Source organism: Thermocatellispora tengchongensis, from assembly GCF_014202315.1.
In the GTDB taxonomy this organism is placed as follows: domain Bacteria; phylum Actinomycetota; class Actinomycetes; order Streptosporangiales; family Streptosporangiaceae; genus Thermocatellispora; species Thermocatellispora tengchongensis.
Genome location: NZ_JACHGN010000003.1, coordinates 527,804 through 549,520, shown reverse-complemented (window position 1 = coordinate 549,520; position 21,717 = coordinate 527,804). Strand labels below are relative to the sequence as shown.

The 21,717-nt window shown below is 74.0% G+C and carries 18 protein-coding genes; 10 read left to right on the top strand and 8 right to left on the bottom strand.

Annotated features, from left to right (window positions below):
- Positions 1 to 112: 112 nt before the first annotated feature.
- Complete coding sequence (locus tag HNP84_RS08765) at positions 113 to 2,317, top strand: LCP family glycopolymer transferase (protein ID WP_246517999.1); 2,205 nt, start codon at positions 113 to 115, stop codon at positions 2,315 to 2,317.
- A 45-nt stretch (positions 2,318 to 2,362) separates the two neighbouring features.
- Here HNP84_RS08765 and HNP84_RS08760 read toward each other — a convergent pair whose 3' ends face one another.
- Positions 2,363 to 3,016 carry a TetR/AcrR family transcriptional regulator gene (locus tag HNP84_RS08760; protein ID WP_185048865.1) on the bottom strand — a complete coding sequence of 218 codons (654 nt, stop codon included), beginning with the start codon at positions 3,014 to 3,016 and terminating at the stop codon, positions 2,363 to 2,365.
- A 76-nt stretch (positions 3,017 to 3,092) separates the two neighbouring features.
- On the opposite strand from HNP84_RS08760, the gene HNP84_RS08755 reads away from it, so the two are divergent.
- From HNP84_RS08755 to HNP84_RS08745, 3 genes are all read left to right on the top strand, one after another.
- Entirely contained in the window at positions 3,093 to 3,842 is a 750-nt protein-coding gene (locus HNP84_RS08755; protein ID WP_185048864.1) for an ABC transporter ATP-binding protein, read from the top strand.
- Between the two features lie 5 nt (positions 3,843 to 3,847).
- On the top strand, positions 3,848 to 4,570 hold the full coding sequence (locus HNP84_RS08750) for an ABC transporter permease (protein ID WP_221336078.1): 723 nt from the start codon (positions 3,848 to 3,850) through the stop codon (positions 4,568 to 4,570).
- Positions 4,571 to 4,660: 90 nt separating this feature from the next.
- Complete coding sequence (locus HNP84_RS08745; protein WP_185048862.1) at positions 4,661 to 6,724, top strand: spermine/spermidine synthase domain-containing protein; 2,064 nt, start codon at positions 4,661 to 4,663, stop codon at positions 6,722 to 6,724.
- Here the strand turns inward: HNP84_RS08745 and HNP84_RS08740 are convergent.
- From HNP84_RS08740 to HNP84_RS08720, 5 genes are all read right to left on the bottom strand, one after another.
- Complete coding sequence (locus tag HNP84_RS08740) at positions 6,721 to 8,271, bottom strand: sensor histidine kinase (RefSeq protein WP_221335989.1); 1,551 nt, start codon at positions 8,269 to 8,271, stop codon at positions 6,721 to 6,723. The two genes, HNP84_RS08745 and HNP84_RS08740, sit on opposite strands and share 4 nt — an antisense overlap.
- Entirely contained in the window at positions 8,268 to 8,999 is a 732-nt protein-coding gene (locus tag HNP84_RS08735) for a response regulator transcription factor (protein ID WP_185048861.1), read from the bottom strand. The genes HNP84_RS08740 and HNP84_RS08735 overlap by 4 nt, the downstream gene beginning before the upstream one ends.
- Positions 8,996 to 10,720, bottom strand: coding sequence for a hypothetical protein (locus HNP84_RS08730; RefSeq protein WP_185048860.1), 1,725 nt, complete (start codon positions 10,718 to 10,720; stop codon positions 8,996 to 8,998). The genes HNP84_RS08735 and HNP84_RS08730 overlap by 4 nt, the downstream gene beginning before the upstream one ends.
- A 166-nt stretch (positions 10,721 to 10,886) precedes the next feature.
- Positions 10,887 to 11,735 carry an ABC transporter permease gene (locus tag HNP84_RS08725; RefSeq protein WP_185048859.1) on the bottom strand — a complete coding sequence of 283 codons (849 nt, stop codon included), beginning with the start codon at positions 11,733 to 11,735 and terminating at the stop codon, positions 10,887 to 10,889.
- Positions 11,732 to 12,646: an ABC transporter ATP-binding protein gene (locus HNP84_RS08720; protein WP_185048858.1), complete on the bottom strand. Its 915-nt coding sequence runs from the start codon at positions 12,644 to 12,646 to the stop codon at positions 11,732 to 11,734. The genes HNP84_RS08725 and HNP84_RS08720 overlap by 4 nt, the downstream gene beginning before the upstream one ends.
- 223 nt (positions 12,647 to 12,869) lie before the next feature.
- On the opposite strand from HNP84_RS08720, the gene HNP84_RS08715 reads away from it, so the two are divergent.
- Entirely contained in the window at positions 12,870 to 13,658 is a 789-nt protein-coding gene (locus HNP84_RS08715; RefSeq protein WP_185048857.1) for an ion transporter, read from the top strand.
- Between the two features lie 31 nt (positions 13,659 to 13,689).
- On the opposite strand, the gene rpsD is transcribed toward HNP84_RS08715, so the two are convergent.
- On the bottom strand, positions 13,690 to 14,304 hold the full coding sequence (gene rpsD / locus HNP84_RS08710) for a 30S ribosomal protein S4 (RefSeq protein ID WP_185048856.1): 615 nt from the start codon (positions 14,302 to 14,304) through the stop codon (positions 13,690 to 13,692).
- A gap of 77 nt (positions 14,305 to 14,381) precedes the next feature.
- Here rpsD and HNP84_RS08705 point away from each other — a divergent pair, with 77 nt between their 5' ends.
- On the top strand, positions 14,382 to 15,143 hold the full coding sequence (locus HNP84_RS08705) for a DUF2470 domain-containing protein (protein WP_185048855.1): 762 nt from the start codon (positions 14,382 to 14,384) through the stop codon (positions 15,141 to 15,143).
- On the opposite strand, the gene HNP84_RS08700 is transcribed toward HNP84_RS08705, so the two are convergent.
- Positions 15,099 to 16,349 (bottom strand): ROK family transcriptional regulator, encoded by a 1,251-nt coding sequence (locus HNP84_RS08700; RefSeq protein ID WP_185048854.1) that lies wholly within the window; start codon positions 16,347 to 16,349, stop codon positions 15,099 to 15,101. The two genes, HNP84_RS08705 and HNP84_RS08700, sit on opposite strands and share 45 nt — an antisense overlap.
- 158 nt (positions 16,350 to 16,507) lie before the next feature.
- Between HNP84_RS08700 and zwf the strand changes: the two genes are divergently transcribed.
- The 4 genes from zwf to eda are packed head-to-tail and all read left to right on the top strand — an operon-like array spanning position 16,508 to position 21,481.
- Positions 16,508 to 18,004 carry a glucose-6-phosphate dehydrogenase gene (zwf, locus tag HNP84_RS08695; RefSeq protein ID WP_185048853.1) on the top strand — a complete coding sequence of 499 codons (1,497 nt, stop codon included), beginning with the start codon at positions 16,508 to 16,510 and terminating at the stop codon, positions 18,002 to 18,004.
- Positions 18,001 to 19,875 (top strand): phosphogluconate dehydratase, encoded by a 1,875-nt coding sequence (gene edd, locus HNP84_RS08690; protein ID WP_185048852.1) that lies wholly within the window; start codon positions 18,001 to 18,003, stop codon positions 19,873 to 19,875. The genes zwf and edd overlap by 4 nt, the downstream gene beginning before the upstream one ends.
- On the top strand, positions 19,872 to 20,852 hold the full coding sequence (gene glk, locus HNP84_RS08685; protein ID WP_185048851.1) for a glucokinase: 981 nt from the start codon (positions 19,872 to 19,874) through the stop codon (positions 20,850 to 20,852). Before edd ends, glk begins: the two co-directional genes overlap by 4 nt.
- A gap of 14 nt (positions 20,853 to 20,866) precedes the next feature.
- Positions 20,867 to 21,481 carry a bifunctional 4-hydroxy-2-oxoglutarate aldolase/2-dehydro-3-deoxy-phosphogluconate aldolase gene (eda, locus tag HNP84_RS08680; protein ID WP_185048850.1) on the top strand — a complete coding sequence of 205 codons (615 nt, stop codon included), beginning with the start codon at positions 20,867 to 20,869 and terminating at the stop codon, positions 21,479 to 21,481.
- Positions 21,482 to 21,717: the final 236 nt, after the last annotated feature.

The window sequence follows — 21,717 nt, the reverse complement described above, 5'->3', positions numbered from 1 at the left end:
GATGTCCAACTATGGGGCGTAGAATCCTGGACAATTGCCCGCCAACGGGGGGTCAAGGGTGCGTTTTGCCTGGTTGGCCCGGGGGCGCGACGAGCGAGAGAGCGGTGTGAGCATGCGCGTGGGGCACGGTTCGGGGGGGTCCGCCGACGACGACGGGCAGCGGCGCCCCCGGCAGCGCCCCACCCGTTCCGGCCGCGGCGGCACGCCGCCCGCCGCCCCGCCCCGCGCCGACGGCCCGTCCACGCGCCCCCGTCCCGCCGACCGCCCGGACATGTCCCCCCGCCCGCGCCCCGGCGACGCCCCGCGCTCGCCGTCCGGGCCGGGCGGCGACGACTCCGGTACGCCCTCCCGGCCGCGCCCCGACGGCCCGCCCGCCCGCGGACGCTCCCCCGAGGCCCGCGCCGACGGCCCTGGCTCGGAGACCCGCCCTGAGGCCCGTCCGGAGACCCGCCCTGAGGCCGCCGCCCGTTCCGGGCGTCCCCGCAGGCGCCGCGGCGAGGGTTCGCCCCCGCGCCGCCCCGACGGCCCGTCCGGACACCGCCCCGAGAACGGACACCGCCCCGAGAACCCGGCCCCGCACCACCACGACGACTCCCCCGCCCACCACCCCGACGGCCCGGACGGCTCGGACGGACACAGGGCGGGCGGCTCGCACACCCCTGACCCGCACGCGGCGCGGCCGGACGGCCCGTCCGCGCCGCCCCGCCGCGAGCGGGCCGCCTCCCCGCCACCGGGCCCGTCCCGATCCGGCGAGCGGTCGCGGCGGCCCGGCCCCGGGACCGCCTCCTCCCCCTCCCCTGAGGCCGAGCGGCCCCTCCCCCAGGGCCCGCGGCGTCCGTCCCGCGGGCCGCAGTACGCGCGGCGCATGAGCCCGGCGTCCGTGATCGGCTGGACCATGCTGTCGATCGTGGTGCCCGGCGCCGCGCACCTGAGGTCGGGGCGGCGGCGCATCGGGTTCGCGCTGCTCGGCGTGTTCCTCGCGCTGATCGTCGCCGGCGTGGTCGTCGGCGTCTCCATCGTCGGCAACCCCGGCGCCCTGGTACGGGACAGCACGCTGATCACCACCTCGGTCCTGGCCGGCGTGGGCGCGCTGGCGTGGTTCGTCCTGGTGCTGACGTCGTACATCACGCTCAAGCCCGACCGGCTCAACGGCACCGGCCAGATCGTCACCGGCATCGTCGCCGGCGTGCTGTGCGTGGCGGTGATGGCGCCGTTCGCGTCGGTCACCAACCTGGTGATCGTGGGCCGCGACACGGTCAATCAGATCTTCGCCGGCGACCCGGAGGGGACCACCGCGCCGATCAAGCAGCACGACCCGTGGAACGGCCGCGACCGGGTCAACTTCCTGCTCATCGGCGGCGACGCCGCGGGCAACCGCACCGGCGTGCGCACCGACAGCATGACCGTGGCCAGCGTGCACGTGAAGACCGGCAACACGGTCATGTTCAGCCTGCCGCGCAACCTGCAGCACGTGCACTTCCCCCCGGGCACCCCCATGGCCAGGCAGTTCCCCAACGGGTTCATGGCCGAGCTGCCCAACGGCGGCCTGCTGAACGAGGTGTGGCAGTACGCCGAGGACAACCCGCAGGTGGCGGGCGGCAGGCACAGAGGCGCGCGGGTGCTGATGGACGCCATCGGCCACACGCTCGGCCTGCACATCGACTACTACGCGCTGGTCAACATGTACGGCTTCGCCGCCCTCGTGGACGCCATCGGCGGGCTGAAGATCCGCGTGGAGCGGGACATCAAGTGGGGTGGCCTGTACGGCACGGCCGGCACGATCAAGGCGGGCTACCGCACCCTGTCGGGCGAGGAGGCCCTGTGGTACGGCCGCTCGCGCGTGGGCAGCGACGACTTCTCCCGCATGGCCCGCCAGCGGTGCGTCATCGGCGCGTTCGCCCAGCAGGCGACGCCGTCGGTGATCCTGACCAACTTCAGCAGGATCGCCAACGCCACGAAGCGGCTCGCGAGCACCAACATCCCCCGCGACCTGCTGGAGCACCTCGCCAACCTGGCCCTGAAGGTCAAGGACGCCGAGATCACCAGTCTGCAGTTCGTGCCGCCGCTGATCGCGACCGGCAACCCCGACTGGCAGAAGATCCGCCGTGAGACCTCCCGGGCCCTGCACGAGTCCGTCCAGCCGGACCGCCGCACCCTGGCGGCCGACGTGACCGCGAGCCCCGGCGCCACCGGCCCGAGCGCGACCCCCTCCGAGCGGCCCACCGCGCGCACGACCCCCAAGGCCCGCCCGTCCAAGAACAACGCCGCCAGGAACAACAGCTCCGCCAAGAGCCTCGACGAGCTGTGCGGCCTCTAGCGACGTGACCGCCTGACCGGGACGGCCGCCGCCTGCCCCTGAGCCCTACCCCTGCTCGCGCGGTCTGCGGGCGTACGGGCCGATGCCGCACTCCAGGGTGCGGAAGGCGATCTCGGCCTGCTCGCGGATGCCGGGGGCGATCTGCTCGTGGGTCTCGCCGGCCAGCCTGCGGCGGGTGAAGTGCGTGGTCAGCAGGCGGAGCACGGCGCAGATCTGGGCCGCGGCGAAGGAGGGCATCAGGTCGTCCGGATCGGCGCCGGTCTCCTCGGCCAGGGTGGCGGCCAGGGCGCGCTCGCGCTGCTCGTGCATGCTGAGCAGGCGGGTCTGCAGGCAGTGGCTCTCGCCCACGAGCCGGGCGAACACGTCGGCGCCGTCGTTGAAGCCGTGGCGCCAGTCCCTGGTCTCCAGTGCCTCGAAGAAGTCGCGCCGCAGCGCGTCGAGCGCGCTCTCGCCGGGACGGCGGGCGCGTACGACCTCGCCCAGGCTCGCGACGGCCTCGTCGGAGCGGTCGAGGAACAGGTCCTCCTTCGTGCCGAAGTAGTTGAAGACCGTGTTGACCGACACGTCGGCGGCCCTGGCGACCTCCGCCACGGTGACGTTGTCGAAGCCCTTCGCCGCGAACAGTCCCATCGCGACGTCCGCGATCCGCCGCCGCGTCTCGCGCTTCTTGCGCTCGCGCAGGCCCAGTTCCTCCGCCATGCCGTCATTCTATGGGGTGGCCAAAACTTTGCAGTGGATCTAAGTTTGGTGCTGCACTATCTTTGGAGGCGATGAAATGATCGAAGTGAGAGGGCTCCGCAAGTCCTTCGACGGGGTCGAGGCCGTGCGCGGCGTCGACTTCGCGGTCGAGGCCGGCGAGATCGTCGGCTTCCTCGGGCAGAACGGCGCGGGCAAGACCACCACCATGCGCATGCTGACCACGCTGCTGCGGCCCACCTCGGGCACCGCGGTGGTGGCGGGGCACGACCTGCTGACCGACCCGCGGGGCGTGCGGCGGCGGATCGGCTACGTGGCCCAGGGCAACTCCACCAACCCGCTCAACCCCGTCGGCGACGAGCTGGAGCTGCAGGCCATGCTGCACGGCATGCGGGCGGCGGAGGCCCGGCAGCGGGTCGCCGAGGTGCTGGACCGGCTCGACCTCACCGGCCTCGCCGGCCGGGTGGGCGGGGCCCTGTCGGGCGGGCAGCGGCGGCGCTTCGACATCGCGTTCGGGCTGCTGCACCGGCCGCCGCTGCTGTTCCTGGACGAGCCCACCACCGGGCTCGACCCGCAGAGCCGCGCCGACCTGTGGCGGCACATCCGGGCGCTGCGCGACGAGCAGGGCATGACCGTCTTCCTCACCACGCACTACCTGGAGGAGGCCGACGCGCTGTGCGACCGGCTGCTCATCATCGACGCCGGGCGCATCGTGGCCGAGGGCACGCCCGAGGAGCTCAAGCGCCGCGTCGCGGGCGACGATCCCGACGCCCCCGTCCCCACTCTCGACGACGTCTTCCTGACGCTGACGGACAAGGAGAGGGTGTGAGCGGCATGCGCGACACGTACCTGATCTTCCGGCACAACATGCGGATCCAGCTCCGCCACAAGAGCGCGGTCCTGTTCGGCGCGGCGCAGCCCGCCCTCTTCCTGGTCCTGTTCGGCCCCCTGTTCACCTCGGTCGGCACCTGGGAGATCCTGGTTCCCGGCCTGATCGTCCAGCTCGCCCTGTTCAGCGCGGGCCTGGCCGGCTTCGGCATAGTCTTCGACGTCCGCTTCGGCGTGCTCGACCGCCTCCGGGTCACCCCGGCCGGCCGCACGCCCCTCCTCCTGGGCCGGGTCCTGGGCAACGTGGCGGTCCTGCTGGTCCAGACGGTCCTGCTGCTGGCGCTCGGCTACGCCTTCGGCCTGCGCGCCCCGCTGCCCGGCGTGCTGCTCGGCCTGGCCCTGATCGTCCCGCTCGGCGTCAGCCTGGCCTCCCTGTCGTACGCCGTGGCGCTGACCATCGACCAGGAGACCTTCGCCCCGATGGTGAGCACCGTCATCGTGCCCCTCACCCTGCTGTCGGGCGCGTTCCTGCCCATGTCCATGGCCCCGCCCTGGCTGGACGCGGTGTCCCGGCTGACCCCCTTCAGGTACGTGGTGGAGGCCCTGCGTGAGATGTTCACCGGTCACTACGCGACCCCTGCGGTGGCCGCCGGCGCCGCCGTGACCGCCGCCCTCACCGCCCTGTGCCTCGCCCTGGCAGCCCGCGTCTTCGCCCGCGCCACGGCCTGAGCCGGCTCCGGCCCGGGATCGGCCGATCCGGAGGGCGCGGGTGGTGCGTGAGCCTGCGTATCGCCGGGCAATCGCAATAGGCTACGCCCCATGACTGCAGCGGCTGAGGCTACGACCGCTCCGCGCCCGTCCGATGCTCAGCCCGCGTGGCTGCCCGTTCGGGGGCGCCTGGTCCTGGCCAGTGGGTTCATGCTCTTCCTGGAGCTGGCACTGATCAGGTGGACCGGGTCGAACATCGTGCACCTCAGCTATTTCACCAACTTCGTGCTGCTGGGGTCGTTCCTGGGCATCGGGCTGGGATTCCTGCGGGTGGGGCGGACGAAGCGGCAGCCGTACTACTCGCCCATCACCCTCGCCGCGCTGGTCCTGATCATCCTGATGTTCCCGGTGACGGTGGACCGCGACACCGAGGGCGTCCTGTACTGGACGAGCCTGTCCACCACCGGGCCGCCGGCCTGGCTGATCCTGCCGGTGATCTTCTGCGCGGCGGCGGTCGTGCTGATGGGGCCGGCCGAGCTGGTGGGGCGGTGCTTCCCGGAGCTGCCGCGGCTGGAGGCGTACCGGTACGACCTGATCGGCAGCCTGAGCGGGATCGCGCTGTTCACGCTGCTGTCGTTCCTGAGCGCGCCGCCGGTGCTGTGGGGCACCGTGGCGGCGGTGGCGTACATCGTGCTGCTGTGGCCGCGCCGGCCGCTGGGACAGGTGCTGGTGATCCTCCCGGCGACGGTGGTGGTGGCGGCGCTGTCGGTCGAGACTCTGACGGCCGGGGCGCTGTGGTCGCCGTACTACAAGGTGACCAGCGACAGGTTCCAGTACGACGGCGTGCCGGTGATGGACATCCAGGTCAACGGCATCCCGCACCAGCAGGCGATCCCGGCGGAGCGGCGGCTGGAGTGGGAGCGGCAGTACGCGCTGCCGTACGAGCGGGCGGCGGCCGCGTCCGGGCGGCTGGACGACGTGCTGATCGTGGGCGCGGGCAGCGGCACCGACGTGGCCATCGCGCTGAGCAAGGGCGCCAAGCGGGTGGACGCCGTCGAGATCGACCCGCAGTTGCTGCGGCTGGGCCGGGAGTTCCACCCCGACAAGCCGTACGACGACCCGCGGGTCACCACGCACGTCACCGACGGGCGGGCGTTCCTGGAGCGCACGTCCAGGAAGTACGACCTGATCCTGTTCGCCCTGCCCGACTCGCTCACGCTGGTGTCGGGGGCCAGCTCGCTGCGCCTGGAGAGCTACCTGTTCACGCAGGAGGCGATGCGGGCCGCGCGCGAGCACCTCAAGCCGGGCGGCGCGTTCTCGATGTACAACTACTACCGCGAGCGCTGGCTGGTGGACCGGCTGGCGTCCACGATGCAGGCCGCCTTCGGGCACAAGCCGTGCGTGGACGTGGTGACCGAGGCCGGGCAGCAGGCGGTGATCACGGCCGGGGTGACCACGGCCGACCAGCGCTGCGGCGCCGAGTGGCCCGGGGCCGCCGCGGGCACCCCGCCCCCGGCCGGTGACGACCGCCCGTTCCTGTACATCAAGGACCGCGCGATCCCGCAGATCTACATCGTCACGCTGCTGCTGATCCTCATCGTGTCGCTGCTGGCGGTGCGGGTGGTCGCGGGCCCGTACGGGCGGATGCGGCCCTACGGCGACCTGTTCCTGCTGGGCGTGGGCTTCCTGCTGCTGGAGACCAAGAGCGTGACCGGATTCGCGCTGCTGTTCGGCACCACGTGGGTGGTCAACGCGATCGTGTTCGCCGGCGTGCTGGTCGCGGTGCTTGCCGCGGTGGAGGTGACCCGCCGCTTCCGCACCCCGCCGCTCCCCGTCATGTACGCCGTGCTGGCCGCGGGCCTCGTACTGGCCTGGCTGGTGCCCAACTCGTGGCTGCTGTCGCTGCCCGTGCCGGTGCGCGCCGTGGCCGCGGTGGTGATCGCGTTCCTGCCGATCTTCGCGGCCAACGTCGTGTTCGCCAAGCGGTTCTCCGACAGCTCCGACAGCACCCTCGCGTTCGGCGCGAACCTGCTGGGCGCCATGGTGGGCGGCTGCCTGGAGTACCTGGCGCTGCTGGTCGGCTACCGCGGCCTGCTGGTCGTGGCGGCGGTGCTCTACCTCGGCGCGTTCCTGCTGCTGCCGCGCCGCGGCCGGGCGGCGGTGGCGAGCGGCTAGCTTGTTCCCCGCGGCAGGGCGATGCGGAACGCGGCGCCCTCGCCCGGCGCCGTGCGCAGGGTGACCCGGCCGCCGTGCGCGGTGACGATGGAGCGGACGATGGCCAGGCCGAGGCCGGCGCCCCCGTGGCCGCCGCCGGTCGCGTCCTGCGGGCCGGCGGACCGGCCTCGCGAGGCGTCCACGCGGTAGAAGCGGTCGAAGACCCGCGCGGCCTGCTCCGCGGTGAGGCCGGGCCCCCGGTCCTGGACGACGAGCACGGCCTCGCCGCCGCAGGTGCCGACCCCGACGCGGACGGGCGTGCCCGGCGGGGTGTGCGCGACCGCGTTGCCGACCAGGTTGGCGACCACCTGGCGCAGCCGGGCCTCGTCGCCGAGCACCGGCGCGCGGCCGGGGTCGCCGCCGTCGGGGCCGGTGAGCTCGACCGGGCGCGAGGGGTCCAGGGCGCGCAGGTCGTGCCGGGCGTCGGCGGCGAGGGTGCGCAGGTCCATCGGGGCCAGGTCCATGGGCAGGGCGGCCTCGCCCTCGTCGAGCCGGGCGAGCAGCAGCAGGTCCTCCACCAGGCCGGCCAGCCGGGCCGACTCGCTGCGGATGCGGGCCATGGTGCGGTCCACGTCGCCCTCGCCGGACAGGCCGCCCATGGCGTACAGCTCGGAGAAGCCCTTGATGCCGAACAGCGGCGTGCGCAGCTCGTGGCTGACGTCGGCGACGAAGCGACGCATCCGCGCCTCCGACTCCTCCCGGGCGGCGAACGCGGCCTCGATCTGGCCGAGCATGCCGTTGAGCGCGGCGGACAGGCGGCCGATCTCGGTGGACGGCGGCGCGCTCTCGGGCACCCGCCGGGTCAGGTCGCCGCCCGCGATGGCCGCCGCGGTCTCCTCGATGTCGTGCAGCGGCCGCAGCCCGGCGCGTACGGCGAAGCGGCCCGCGACGGCCAGCAGCGCGAGCAGGGCCGCGCCGGTGAGCACGCACACCAGCGTGAGCCGCGCGACGGTGGAGTTCACCCCGGCCATGGAGACCGCGACGACCACGCCGCTGCCGGGGACGGGCGGAGTGGCGGCGGGGCCGAGCGGCCGGTCGGCCCGGGGCAGGGCGATGGCCCGCCACCGGCCCTCTCCACCGGCCCCGGGCACCTCGAACGGCTCGCCGCGCAGGGCGGCCACGGCGGCGGTGTCGAGCCGGGGCAGCGCGGGGCCGGGGGCGCCGGGGCGGCCCAGCCGATCGATCCTGCCGTCGGGGGTCAGGTAGGCGACGTGCGCCTCGCTGACCAGGTCCAGGCCGCCGGTGAGCGCGTGGACCGCGCGGCGGGCCTCCCCGGAGGTGATGGGGCGCAGGATGTCGGGGGAGATCCGGGCCGCGGCGTACGCCAGCGGGCGGAGCTGGTCGTCCACCCGTTCGATCAGGTGGCTGCGCAGCGTGCCGACCGCCACCGCCGAGCTGATCAACAGCCCGGTCACGAGCATCGCCAGCGTGATCGCCAGCAGCCGGGCCCGCAGCGACAGCCGCCGTCCGCCCCGGCGGCGGAACCGGCGTGCGAGGCCGCGGCTCACGGGCGCGGCCTGCGCAGGACGTAGCCCACGCCGTGCACGGTGTGGATCAGCTTGGGCTCGGCCGTGTCGAGCTTGCGGCGCAGGTAGCTGACGTAGGTGTCCACGATGCTGCTGTCGCCGTTGAAGTCGTAGCGCCAGACGTGCTCCAGGATCTGCGCCTTGGACACGACCCGGCCCGCGTTGACCGCGAGGTAGTGCAGCAGCCGGAACTCGGTCGGCGACAGGCGCACCGGGTGGCCGGCCCGCAGCACCTGGTGGCCCTCGGGATCGACCTCCAGGTCGCCGACGACGATGGTGCCGGCCGGGCGCCCGCCGCCGGTGCGGCGCAGGATCGCCTGGATACGGGCGATCAGCTCCTCCAGGTCGAAGGGCTTGGTGACGTAGTCGTCGCCGCCCAGGGTGAGCCCGTTGATCTTGTCGGCGGGCGAGTCGCGGGCCGAGAGGAACAGCACCGGGACCTCGGGGCGCAGGCCGGTGGCGGCCCCCTGCTGGCCGCGCAGGCGGCGTACCACCTCGAAGCCATCCATGTCGGGCAGCATCACGTCGAGCAGGACCAGGTCGGGCGGCGTGTTGCGGGCCGACTCGACGGCCTGCGCGCCCGTGGCGGCGGACTCGACGCTGAAGCCGGCGAAGCGCAGGGTGGCCGACAGCAGCTCGCGCACGGTCGGCTCGTCGTCCACGACGAGGAGCCTCGCCCCCGCCGCCCCGCTCACGCGCCCGTCCATCATCCCTTCACCGCACTTCCCGTCAACTGCTTCGAGGATAGGGCGGCGCGGCGGCGGAGGAGCCGGGTGAGCAGCGCCGCCACGGCCCCGGCGCCCCCGCCCGCCGCCAGGCCGATGCCGAGCGCCAGGGCCGGGTCGCCGGTCAGCGCCAGGTCCAGGACCGGCATCTCCATCTGGAACAGCGCCAGCCCGGCCCGCACTCCGCCGCCCGCGGCCCAGGCCACCAGGGTCAATACCGCGCCGGTCACGAGCGCCATGGCCGCGGCGGAGGCGGGACCGAGAGCGTGCGCCGGCGTACGCCGGGCGGCGAGGACGGCCGCCAGGAGCAGCACGACCACCGCGACCACGGTGAGCAGGCCGGGCACGTCCACGGTCCCCGCGGGCACCCGCCCCGCGAGCCCGTCGGCGAGGGCCCCGTCCACGGTGCTCGTCCATGGCACCCCGGCCCCCGCCGCCAGCCCCGCCAGCGCGACATTGGGCCCGCCCAGCAGCATGCCCCCCGCCACCGCTCCCACCCCACGGAAACCGGCGAACACCGCCCCGCCCACAGCCGCCACACCTCCAAGCACCACCAACACCAGCACGACCACCCGCACCGCAACCCCCAGCGCCACCACCAGAGACGGCACCCCGGTCCCATCGCCCCCGCCAGAGGGGACACCCCGGGTGCCCCGGTCGCGGTCCCGGTCGCGCACGCCAGAGGCACCATCCGAAGCATCGCGGTCGTGAGCGGAGGCGCCACGCCCGACACCCCCGGCCCTCCGGCCGCGGGCCCAAGCGCCACGCGCGACACCCTCGGCGTCCCGGTCGTGATCGCGCCCGCCACGCACTACACCCGCCACACCCCGGCCGTCATCGCGCACGCCATCAGCAACACCCACGGCCTCCCGCTCGCGGGCACGCGCGTCATGTGCGACACCCTCGGCGTCCCGGCTGCGGCTTCGGGCGGTCCGGATGAGGCGGCGGGCCTTCCCGATGCGATCGTGGGCGGGCGGTAGGAGGGAGGCGGTCCATGCGAGCGCGGCCACTGCGAGCGTGAGCACGAGGCCGCCGGCCAGTGCCGGGATCACGTGGGGCGCGAAGTGCAGGACTCCCCCGCCCGATCCACCACCCCCTCCAGGGAGACCGAGCCCTCCAGGGAGACCGAGCCCACCAGGAAGGCCGACCCCACCAGGAAGGCCGACCCCACCAGGAAGGCCGACCCCACCGGGAAGACCGACCCCACCGGGAAGATGGCCTTCGCTGGGGAGACCGCCCCTGCCGGGGAGGCCGAGTGCGCCGGGGAGGCCGAGTCCGGCCGCGGCCGGCAGGGGGGCCGAGCCCCGGCCCAGCAGGCCCAGCGCGGCCAGGCCGGCGAGGAACGCCGCTCCGGCCGTGGTGACGCGCAGGGGCCAGTGCGGGCGCGCGGGGCGGCGCAGGCCGGTGGCCAGGACCAGCATCCCGGTGATGGTCACGGTCAGCGGGAAGACGGCGATCTCGCCGCGCATGGCCAGGTCGAGGGCGCCCGCGCGGGCCGGTTCCAGGGCGAGGTCCGGTTCCAGGGCGACCCCTGCCCGGCCGCCGGTCGCCAGGGTGGCGACCGTGGCGGCGGCCGGGAGCAGGGAGGACGGCGCGCGTACGCCGAGCAGGTACAGGCCGGCGGCGGCGAGGGCCGCCATCGCCAGGACGGCCGCCGCACCCGTGGCCACGCCGCCCAGCGCCGCCCGGCCCGCACCACCGAACACCCCGCCACCGCGCCCAACCCGGCCCGCACCACCGAACACCCCGCCACCGCGCCCAACCCGGCCCGCACCACCGAACACCGCACCACCGCGCCCCGCCCGGCCCGCACCACCGGAGACCGCGTCGGTGGTGGTGGCCCTGGGGCCGTGGGCCGGGGGGCGTGTGTCCTCAGACATCGCGCCGGCGGAAGACGTACACGGTCACGGCCGACAGCACGGCGAGGAAGCCGCACATCAGCAGGTAGCCCTGCCAGCCGGACGGGAGGTCCGGGTCCGGGACGAACGCGGACAGACGGTACCCGGCCAGTGTGGGCCAGTACTTCATGACCGGCTCGGCCAGCCACTCCGGGTAGATGGGCGCCATCGCCGGGATCAGGAGCAGGCCGACCCCGAGCGTGGCGACCGCGCCGGCCGAGACGCGCAGCAGGGTGCCCACCGCGATGCCGAGGACGGGCAAGGTGCCGAGGTACAGGCCCGCGCCCGCCACCGGGCCGATAGCGCCGGGGTCGGCGAGCGTGAGCGAGGGCACGCCCTGCCCGGCGAGCACCGAAGTGCCCACCAGGAAGGTGCCGAACGCGGTGATCTGGCCCACGACCAGCATCACGGCCGTGACCACGAGGGTCTTGGCCGCCAGCAGGCGGGTGCGGCGCGGCACGGCGGTCACGGTGGTGGCCATGGACCTGGACCGGTACTCGACGGTGACCATGAGCGCGCCCACCAGGGCCGCGGTGATCTGGGCGAGCACCAGGCTGCGCATCGCGACACCGCCCGGATCGAAGGCGGCCTGGTCGGCGGGCGTGGCCTCAAGGTAGTCCCGCGCCCCGGAGAGGCCGAACATCACGGCGTAGGCCATGCCGAGCACGGGGGTCGCCAGGGCGTTGATCACGGTGGCCCGCATGGTGCGGAACTTCAGCCACTCCGCGCGCACCGCGTCGGCGAACGTCGCCGGCCGGAACTCCCCCACGGCCGCGGCCCGCCGGTGCCCCACGTCGGCACGCGCGATGGTCCCGGTGCTCACGCCTTCGCTCCTTCCTGGTGGCCGAACTCGACGGTGTCCCTGGTCAGCTTCATGAACGTCTCCTCCAGTGAGGCGCGGTGCGGGGTGAGCTCGTGCAGCACCAGGCCGCGCGCCGCGGCGACGCCGCCGATCGCGGGGGCGTCCAGGCCGGAGACCTCCAGAGCGCCCGCGGGGCCGGGGGTGACGGTGGCGCCGGCGGCGGTCAGGGCGCGGGTCAGGGCGGACTGGTCGGCGGCGCGTACGTGGACGGTGGTCCCCGCCGAGGCGGCCAGGGCGTCCAGGCTCGCGTCGGCGACGAGGCGGCCCCTGCCGATGACGATCAGGTGGTCGGCGGTGAGGGCCATCTCGCTCATCAGGTGGCTGGAGACCAGCACCGTGCGGCCCTCGGCGGCCAGGTCGCGCATCAGCGTGCGGATCCACACGATGCCCTCGGGGTCGAGCCCGTTGACCGGCTCGTCGAAGATGAGCACGCCGGGGTCGCCGAGCAGCGCGGCGGCGATGCCGAGGCGCTGGCTCATGCCCAGGCTGAAGCCGCCGATCCGGCGTCCGGCCGCGCCTTCGAGGCCGACGATGCCCAGCACCTCGTCCACCCGGGCGCGCGGGATGCCGTTGGCGGCGGCGAGACAGCGCAGGTGGGTGCGCGCGCTGCGCCCGCCGTAACCGGCGCGTGCGTCGAGCAGCGCCCCGACCTGGCGCATGGGGGACGGCAGGTCGGCGTACGGCACGCCGTACACGCCGGCCGTGCCCGAGGTGGGCGCGTCCAGGCCGAGGATCATGCGCATGGTGGTGGACTTGCCGGCGCCGTTCGGGCCGAGGAACCCGGTCACCAGGCCGGGCCGTACGTCGAAGGTGAGGTCGGCGACCGCGGTCACGTCGCCGTAGCGTTTGGTCAGGCCGCGAATCTCGATCATGACGGGCTCCCGCCCGCCGCACCGTACGTCTGCATGTGAGACAGGCTGGCGCGGCGGGTTGAGCAGGTCAGGAGAGGTTCTGTGAGGTTCCTGTGAGCCGGCCCGGCACGGGCACAGGTGCCGGCGGACCCGGATCGAGCGGACATCCCGCTTTCACAGGCATCTCCCAGGACATCCATTAAGATCTTCGTGCAACTCCGACCTCTCGGGAGAGTCCCTGTCGATGCGCGCCCGCGTACGCGCCCACCTGGAGTCCGCGGGATTCCAGCGGTTCATCACCGCGGTGATCCTGATCAACGCCATGACGCTCGGCATGGAGACCTCGCCGTGGATGGTGGAGCACTACGGCGGCCTGCTGGCCGCGGTGGACCACGCGGCGCTGTACATCTTCGTGGCCGAGCTGGCGGCCAAGGGGTACGCGTACCGGGTGGCGTTCCTGCGCGACCCGTGGAACCTGTTCGACAGCGCGATCGTGGCCGTGTCGCTGCTGCCCACGGCGGGCGGGCTGTCGGTGCTGCGCGCCCTGCGGGTGCTGCGCGCGCTGCGGCTGATCTCGGTGGTGCCGAGCCTGCGCCGGGTGGTGGGCGCGCTGCTGACCGCGGTGCCCGGCATGTCGTCGATCGTGCTGCTGCTCGCGCTGGTGCTCTACGTGGCCGCGGTGATGAGCACCAAGCTGTACGGCGCGACGGCGCCGGAGTACTTCGGGTCGCTGCCGACCTCGCTGTTCACGCTGTTCCAGATGATGACCGGCGACGCCTGGTCCGACATCACCCGCGAGGTGATGGCCGTGCACCCCTCGGCGTGGGTGTTCTTCGTGCTGTTCATGCTGGTGTGCACGTTCGTGGTGCTGAACCTGTTCATCGCGGTGGTGGTCAGCGCGATGGAGGAGGAGCAGAGGGAGGCGGCGCGGGAGGAGGAGGCGTCCGACGCCGCCGTGCTGGCGGAGCTGGCCGCGCTCCGGGCCGAGATGCGCGAGCTGCGGGAGGCGCTGTCGGTGCCGGAGCGCGGCTGAGGGAGCTCCCCCTCGGCGGGAGCAGTGCTCGTCAGCGGGAGTAGTGCTCGACGACGAGCTGCTCGTCCACCGGCACCCGCACCTGGGCCCGCTCGGGCTTGCCGACCAGGGTGAAGCGCAGCTCCTTCAGCTCCACCGCGAGGTAGGGCGCGGTGACCTCGTCGGCGTACACGCCCTCGGCCGCCGCCACGAACGGCTGCATGCGCCGCGACCGCTCCCGTACGGCGACGACCTGGCCGGGCTTGACCAGGTAGCTGGGGATGTCCACCTTGCGGCCGTCCACGGTGATGTGGCCGTGCGAGACGTACTGGCGGGCCGCGTAGATCGACGGCGCGAGCCCGCTGCGCAGCACCAGCGAGGCGAGGCGCGTCTCCAGCAGCACGACCAGCTCGGCGCCGGAGCTGCCGGGGCGGCGCAGCGCGAGGTCCCAGTAGCGGCGGAGCTGGCGCTCGGAGACGTCGTAGTACCAGCGCAGCTTCTGCTTCTCCATCAGGCGCAGGCTGTAGTCGCCGGCGGTGCGCCGGTTGGTCTTGCGGCCGTGCTCGCCGGGCGGGTACGGCCTGGCCTCGAAGTAGCGCACCGCCTTCCTGGTCAGCGGGACGCCCGCCCTGCGGGACAGCCGCACCTTCGGCCCGGTGTAGCGCACGATGTCTCCTTTGTGCTTAGGTAAGACTAACTAAGGCAAGCCTAACCTTACAGGAAGTCGGAGCCGAAGGAGCCCCCATGCCGCTCGTCGCCCCGCCCATCCCGGAGCGCGTACGCACGCTGGCCGCGACCGCCGTCCCCACGCACGTCTCCCTGGCCGGATCGCCGCGCCCCGCCGTGCCCGCGCGGGGCGGCGTGGACCGCGCCGGCCGCCCCGTCCTGCTGCTCCCCGAGGAGCACCCCCTGTACGCCGTGGAGCCGCAGACCGTGGCCACCGTGGACCTGATCGCGACCAGGGAACTGGCCGGAGCCGCCCGCCCGCGCGGCATGCTGAAGGCGCAGGGGTGGCTGGAGCCGGTGCCCGCCGCCGACGTGCGCCGTTCGGCGGTCGCCATCGCCGAGACCTGCCCCGACGAGGGGCTGTTCGCGGCCGTCGAGGCGGCCGCAGCCGAACTGGACGGCGACTCCCCCGCGCCCGGCACGCCCCGGCTGCTCCGGATGGACATCGGGCAGGTGATCTACCTTGTGGGCCAGGAGTCGGGCGTGCTGGACGCCGAGGAGTACCTGGGCGCGGCCCCCGACCCGCTGATGGCCGCCGCGGAGGCGATGATCCGGCACGTCAACGGCTGCCACCGGGAGCAGCTCGCGCACGCCGTGGCGCACCTGGCCGGCCCGCTGGACGGCGAGGTGTGGATCTGGGAGCTGGACCGCTACGGCGTGACCGTGCGCGTGGGCCTGGCCGACCCGACGCTGATCCGGCTGCCCTGGTCGCGGCCGGTCGCCACGCAGCGAGGACTAGAAAGCGCCCTGCACGGTCTTATCCAGCACGCCCAGACCTGACGAGCCGGGCAGGCCCCCCGAGGCGCCCGCGGCGCGCGCGATGGCGGCGTCCACGGCCTCGGGGGCCAGGATGTGGTCCAGCACCATCAGGGCGCAGCCGGTGATGCCCGCCCCCGGGCCGAGCCTGCTGCGCTCGATGCGCAGGTTGCGGGTGGCCAGCGCCGTCGAGCGCCGGTAGACCACCTCGCGCACACCCGACACCAGCGGCTGGAACGCCTCGGCCACGTCGCCGCCCAGCACGACCACGGCCGGGTTGAGCAGGTTGACCGCGCTGGCCACGACCTCGCCGAGCCGCCGGGCCGCCTCGCGGATCACCGCCATGGTCTCGGCGTCGCCCGCGCGCACCAGCGCCACCACGTCGGCGATGCCGGCGACGTCCTTGCCGCGGGCGCGCAGGTCGCGCAGGATCGCGGTGCCGCTGGCGACGGAGTCGAGGCAGTCGAGCGTGCCGCAGCGGCACAGCACTCCCCCGCCGTCGCGCACCGGGATGTGCCCGATCTCGCCGGCCGCGCCGAGCGCGCCGCGCAGGATGCGCCCGCCGGCGATCACCCCGGAGCCGATCCGGGTGGAGACCTTCACGAACAGCAGGTCGTCGGCCTCGCCGGCGTACACCACGTGGTGCTCGCCGATGGCGATCACGTTCACGTCGTTGTCCAGGAACACCGGCACCGGGAATCTGGCGGCGATGACCGGGGGGATCACCACGCCGGTCCAGCTCGCCATCACCCGGGCGCTCTCGGTGCGCCCGGCCGCGAACTCCACGGTCGCCGGCACGCCCATGCCCACGCCGCACACGTCGGAGACGGGCCGCCCGCCGAGCAGCTTCTCCCAGGTGTCCATCAGCAGCGGCAGCACGACGTCGGGGCCCTCCTCGACGTCGATGGCGATCTCCGAGCGCTCCACGACCTCTCCGGCCAGGTCGCACACGGCGATCTGGGTGCGGCTGGCGCCCAGCGAGGCGACCAGCACGACCCCGCCGGAGGCGTTGAAGCGCAGGCGGGCCGGCGGGCGCCCGCCGGTGGACGGGCCCTCGGTGTCCTCCACGACCAGGTTGCTGTCGAGCAGCTCGGTGACCCGGAGCGCGACGGCGGGGCGGGACAGCCCGGTGACCCGGCCGATCTCGGCGCGAGTGACTGCCTCGCCGGTGCGGATGAGGCGCAGCACCTCACCGCTGGTGGCGAGTGCGGCGGCTGAACGTCGTGCCATCCGCTCAGTCAACCACATCTGCTTCGGCTATGAATAGTCACGACTTATTCATCTCAGATAGCAAAACTCAGCTTGTCTAGAGCCGAAGATAGGGCTAGTGTCCGATCTGTCCTGCAGATGGTAGATCCCTAGTTGCCAGATCATCGGAGCGTTCCATCGTGTCCTCCCCCGTGCCGGCATCCCCGGCCGCCCCGCACCGCGCCGACCTCGTGGTGTTCGGCGGCACGGGTGACCTGGCCATGCGCAAGCTGATCCCGGCCCTGTACCACTGCGACCGCGACGGCCTCCTCGCCCCGGAGACCCGGATCATCGCCATGTCCCGCGGCGGGCTCGCCGACTCCGACTTCCGCGGCAAGGTGGACGCGGAGGTGCGCGGCGCCGTACCGGTCGAGGACCCGCAGGTGTGGGCGCGCTTCCTGGGCCGCCTGCACCACATCACCGTGGACGTGTCCGCCGAGGGCGGCCACGCCGCCCACCCCGGCTGGGGCGAGCTGGCCGCCCTGCTGTCCGGGCACGAGGACCGCGACCGCATCTTCTACCTGGCCAGCCCGCCGATGACGTTCGGCCCGTTCTGCCGCGACGCGCGCGCCGCCGGCGTGGTCACCCCGCGCTCGCGCGTCGTGCTGGAGAAGCCGATCGGACGCGACCTGCTCAGCGCGCAGCGGATCAACGACGAGGTGGGCGAGATCTTCGCCGAGCCGCAGACGTACCGGATCGACCACTACCTCGGCAAGGAGACCGTGCAGAACCTGCTCGTGCTCCGCTTCGCCAACGCCTTCCTGGAGCCGGTCTGGAACTCGCTGTGGATCGACCACGTGCAGATCTCGGTCACCGAGACCGTCGGCACGCCCGGCCGCCGCGGCTACTACGACCACGCCGGCGCGCTGCGCGACATGGTGCAGAACCACCTGCTGCAACTGCTGTGCCTGGTGGCCATGGAGCCGCCCGCGCGCAACGACCGCGAGTCCATCCGCGACGAGAAGGTCAAGGTGCTCCAGGCGCTGCGCCCGATCAGCGGCACCGAGGCCGACCGGTTCACCGTGCGCGGCCAGTACACCGAGGGCCCCGGCATGCCGGGCTACCTGGACGAGCCCGCGAGCACCCCGCCGACCGCGGCCTCGCGCCGGGTGGAGACCTTCGCCGCGATCCGCGCCGAGGTGCGCAACTGGCGCTGGGCCGGGGTGCCGTTCTACCTGCGCACCGGCAAGCGGCTGCCCACCCGCCGCTCGGAGATCGTGGTGCAGTTCAAGGACGTGCCCCACTCGATCTTCCCCGGCGGCAGCCCCAACCGGCTGGTGCTGCGGCTCCAGCCGAGCGAGGGCATCCACCTGCACCTGATGGCCAAGGAGCCGGGCACCGGCGAGGTCGCGCTGCGCCCGGTGCCGCTGAGCCTGGACTTCGCCAGCGCGTTCGCGTCCCGGGTGCCCGACGCCTACGAGCGGCTGCTCCTGGACGTGATGGCGGGCAACCCCACCCTGTTCATGCGCCGTGACGAGGTCGAGGCGGCGTGGCGGTGGATCGACCCGATCCTGGCCACTTGGGAGGCCAGCGGCATGCCGCCGGAGCCGTACCCGGCCGGAAGCGCGGGGCCCGCCTCCGCGCACGAACTGCTCGCCCGCAGCGGGCGCGCCTGGCACGAGGAGGAGACCGCGTGAACGCCGTCCTGGAAGAGGTCACCGAGAGGCTGCGCGAGCGCAGCAGGGCGAGCCGCGCGGCGTACCTGGCCCGTCTGGACGCCGCCGCCGAGGAGGCGATGGAGCGCGGCCCGGCGCGCGGCGCGCTGGGGTGCGCCAACCTGGCGCACGGCTTCGCCGCCAGCCCCGAGGCCGACAAGCGCGACCTGCGCGGTCTGAGCAAGCCCGGCGTGGCCATCGTGACCAGCTACAACGACATGCTCTCGGCGCACCAGCCGTACGAGACGTACCCGCCGGTCCTGAAGCGGGCGGTGCGCGCGGCGGGCGGCGTGGCGCAGGTCGCGGGCGGCGTGCCCGCGATGTGCGACGGGATCACCCAGGGCCGGGCGGGCATGCAGCTCTCGCTCTACAGCCGCGAGGTGATCGCGATGGCCACCGCCATCGCCCTCTCGCACGACATGTTCGACTCCGCGCTGATGCTGGGCGTGTGCGACAAGATCGTGCCCGGCCTGCTCATCGGCGCGCTGCACTTCGGGCACCTGCCCGCGGTGTTCGTGCCCGCCGGGCCCATGACCTCGGGCCTGCCGAACAAGGTCAAGGCCCGCGCCCGGCAGGCGTTCGCCGAGGGCAGGATCGGCCGCGAGGAGATGCTCGACGCCGAGGCCAAGTCCTACCACTCCCCCGGCACCTGCACCTTCTACGGCACCGCCAACTCCAACCAGGTGCTGGTGGAGGTCATGGGCCTGCACCTGCCCGGGGCGACGTTCGTCAACCCGCGCACCGAGCTGCGCACGGCGCTGACCGAGGCCGCCGGGCGGCGCGCGGTGGAGATCACCGCGCACGGCGCGGAGTACACCCCGGTCGGCCGGGTCGTGGACGAGAAGGCGATCGCCAACGCGGTGGTCGCGCTGCTGGCCACCGGCGGCTCCACCAACCACACCCTGCACCTGGTCGCCATCGCCGCCGCGGCGGGCATCGAGCTGCAGTGGGACGACTTCGCCGCGCTGTCGAAGGTCGTGCCGCTGCTGACCCGGATGTACCCCAACGGCCAGGCCGACGTGAACCACTTCCAGGCCGCCGGCGGCATGCAGGTGCTCATCGGCGACCTGCTGGACGCCGGGCTGCTGCACCGCGACGTGCTCACCGTGGCCGGGCGCGGCCTGGACCACTACCGCTCCGCGCCGGTGCTGAAGGAGGACGTCGGCCTGGTGTGGGAGGAGCGCACCGAGCCCAGCTCCGACCCCGACGTGCTGCGGCCGGTCTCCGACCCGTTCTCCGCCGACGGCGGCATCCACATGCTGGAGGGCAACCTGGGCCGCGCGGTGAGCAAGGTCTCCGCGGTCAAGCCCGAGCACCTGGTCATCGAGGCGCCGGCGAAGGTCTTCGACGACCAGGCCGAGCTGCTGCGCGCCTTCGAGGCCGGGGAGCTGGACGGGCAGGACTTCGTGGCCGTCATCCGCTACCAGGGCCCCAGCGCGAACGGGATGCCCGAGCTGCACAAGCTCACCCCGCCGCTGGCCGTGCTGCTCGACCGCGGGCAGCGGGTCGCGATCGTCACCGACGGCCGGATGTCCGGCGCGTCCGGCAAGGTGCCCGCGGCCATCCACCTCTCCCCCGAGGCCGCCCACGGCGGGCCGATCGCGCTCGTCCGCGACGGCGACCCGATCCGGCTGGACTCCGCGGCGGGCACGCTGTCGCTGCTGGTACCGGAGGAGGAGCTGGCCCGCCGGACGCCCGAGGGCGCCCCGCCGAGCGACGCGGAGTGGATCGGCACCGGCCGCGAGCTGTTCGCCGCCTTCCGCCGTTCGGCCGCCCCGGCCGAGCGCGGCGCGGGCATCTTCCCGCTCAACGGCGCCTTCGCTACGGCGACGGCCGCAGGCGCGGCGAGGTGACCGCGTACCACTATCCCTGGCTTGTCGCCGACATCGGCGGCACCAACGCCCGCTTCGGACTGGTCACCGGTCCCGGCGGGCGTCCCGAGGCGATCGCCGTGCTCCGCGGAGCCGATCACGAGGGCCTGCCCGAAGCCGTAGCCGCCTATCTCGCAGACCATGCGGGCGGAGTTCGGCCGGGTGCGGCGTGCCTCGCGATCGCGGGGCCGGTGGACGGCGACCGCTATCGGCTCACCAACGCCGGGTGGTCGGGGTCGGTACACGACCTCGGCCTGCCGGACGCCTCGCTGCTGAACGACTTCGAGGCCCTGGCACTGGCCCTGCCGCACCTGGACGGGCCGGACCTGGCGCACGTGGGCGGACCCCAGGCCCCGGCCAAGGACGTGCCGGACGTCAAGGCCGTGCTCGGGCCGGGGACCGGCCTGGGCGTGGCCGGCCTGGTGCCCGTGGACGGCGGCTGGCTGCCGGTCGCGTCCGAGGGCGGCCACGTCAGCGCCCCCGTCGCCACCGAGCTGGAGGCGGAGGTCGTGGCCGCGCTGCGCCGCGACGGGCTGGCGTACGTCGTGGCCGAGCACCTGCTGTCCGGCCCCGGCCTGGTACGCCTGCGCCGCGGCCTGGCCCTGGTACGCGGCGAGGACGCGCCCCCGCTCACCGCCTCGCAGATCACGGCGCGGGCGGACGACGACCCGCTGTGCGGGCAGACCGTGGACATGTTCTGCGCGCTGCTCGGCGGCTTCGCGGCCAACGTCGCGCTCACGCTCGGCGCGCGCGGCGGTGTCTACCTCGGGGGCGGCATCCTGCCCCGGGTACGGGAGCGGCTGCTCGGCAGTGACTTCCGGCTCCGGTTCGAGGCCACGCCCACGCTCGACGGCTACCTCGCCGCGATCCCCACCCACCTGATCGTCGACTCGCAGCCCGCGCTCACGGGGGCCGCCGCATGGCTCGCGCAGCGATCGGCGACAATGATACGCACCTGACTACGGAGGACCGCATGCCCCTGCTCGACCTCGCCCCCGTCGTGCCCGTCGTCGTCGTGGAGGACGTTGACACCGCGGTGCCCATGGCCCGCGCCCTGGTCTCGGGCGGCCTGCCGGTCATCGAGGTCACGCTGCGCACCGCGCCCGCCCTGGAGGCGATCCGGCGCATCGCGGCCGAGGTGCCCGACGCGATCGTGGGCGCCGGCACCGTGCGCACGCCCGCCGACGTCGCCGCCTCGCTCGACGCGGGCGCCAAGTTCCTGGTCAGCCCGGGCACCTCCCCGGCGCTCGTGGACGCGATGGTGGGCAGCGAGATCCCGTTCCTGCCCGGCGTGGCCACCGCCACCGAGGTCATGACCCTGGCCGAGCGCGGCATCGGCGAGATGAAGTTCTTCCCGGCCGAGCCCGCTGGCGGCCTGGCCTACCTCAAGGCGCTGGCCGGCCCGCTGCCCGAGGTGCGCTTCTGCCCCACCGGCGGCATCCGGCCCGAGAACGCGCCCGCCTACCTCGCCCTGCCCAACGTGGGCTGCGTGGGCGGCACCTGGCTGACCCCGGCCGACGCGCTCGCCTCCGGCGACTACGCGCGGATCGAGAAGCTCGCCGCGGAGGCCGCCGCGCTCAAGCCCTGACCCACCGGCGGCCACGCGGCGGAGTGAGCCCGAGTCGTGACCGCTAGCATGCACAGGCGTGATCGTTCAGGGGTGACCCTGCAACAGCGACGCCGGCGCCCGGCCTCCCTCGGGCAGCCGGTGGCCATGGACGGCGCCGCGACCCGGCGCCGGGATCATGGAATGGGGCCCGTGGCCGCCTGACCGGCGCCACGGGCCCGCCCCATTTTCCGGCCGGCCGCAGGTCAGCGGCCGGC

What these genes read in the sequence shown, in the direction of transcription:
- HNP84_RS08765 (WP_246517999.1), top strand. Translation starts at nt 113, where the DNA reads ATGCGCGTGGGGCACGGTTCGGGGGGGTCCGCCGACGACGACGGGCAG.
- HNP84_RS08760 (WP_185048865.1), bottom strand. Translation starts at nt 3,016, where the DNA reads ATGGCGGAGGAACTGGGCCTGCGCGAGCGCAAGAAGCGCGAGACGCGG.
- HNP84_RS08755 (WP_185048864.1), top strand. Translation starts at nt 3,093, where the DNA reads ATGATCGAAGTGAGAGGGCTCCGCAAGTCCTTCGACGGGGTCGAGGCC.
- HNP84_RS08750 (WP_221336078.1), top strand. Translation starts at nt 3,848, where the DNA reads ATGCGCGACACGTACCTGATCTTCCGGCACAACATGCGGATCCAGCTC.
- HNP84_RS08745 (WP_185048862.1), top strand. Translation starts at nt 4,661, where the DNA reads ATGACTGCAGCGGCTGAGGCTACGACCGCTCCGCGCCCGTCCGATGCT.
- HNP84_RS08735 (WP_185048861.1), bottom strand. Translation starts at nt 8,999, where the DNA reads ATGATGGACGGGCGCGTGAGCGGGGCGGCGGGGGCGAGGCTCCTCGTC.
- HNP84_RS08720 (WP_185048858.1), bottom strand. Translation starts at nt 12,646, where the DNA reads ATGATCGAGATTCGCGGCCTGACCAAACGCTACGGCGACGTGACCGCG.
- HNP84_RS08715 (WP_185048857.1), top strand. Translation starts at nt 12,870, where the DNA reads ATGCGCGCCCGCGTACGCGCCCACCTGGAGTCCGCGGGATTCCAGCGG.
- HNP84_RS08705 (WP_185048855.1), top strand. Translation starts at nt 14,382, where the DNA reads ATGCCGCTCGTCGCCCCGCCCATCCCGGAGCGCGTACGCACGCTGGCC.
- HNP84_RS08700 (WP_185048854.1), bottom strand. Translation starts at nt 16,349, where the DNA reads ATGGCACGACGTTCAGCCGCCGCACTCGCCACCAGCGGTGAGGTGCTG.
- eda (WP_185048850.1), top strand. Translation starts at nt 20,867, where the DNA reads ATGCCCCTGCTCGACCTCGCCCCCGTCGTGCCCGTCGTCGTCGTGGAG.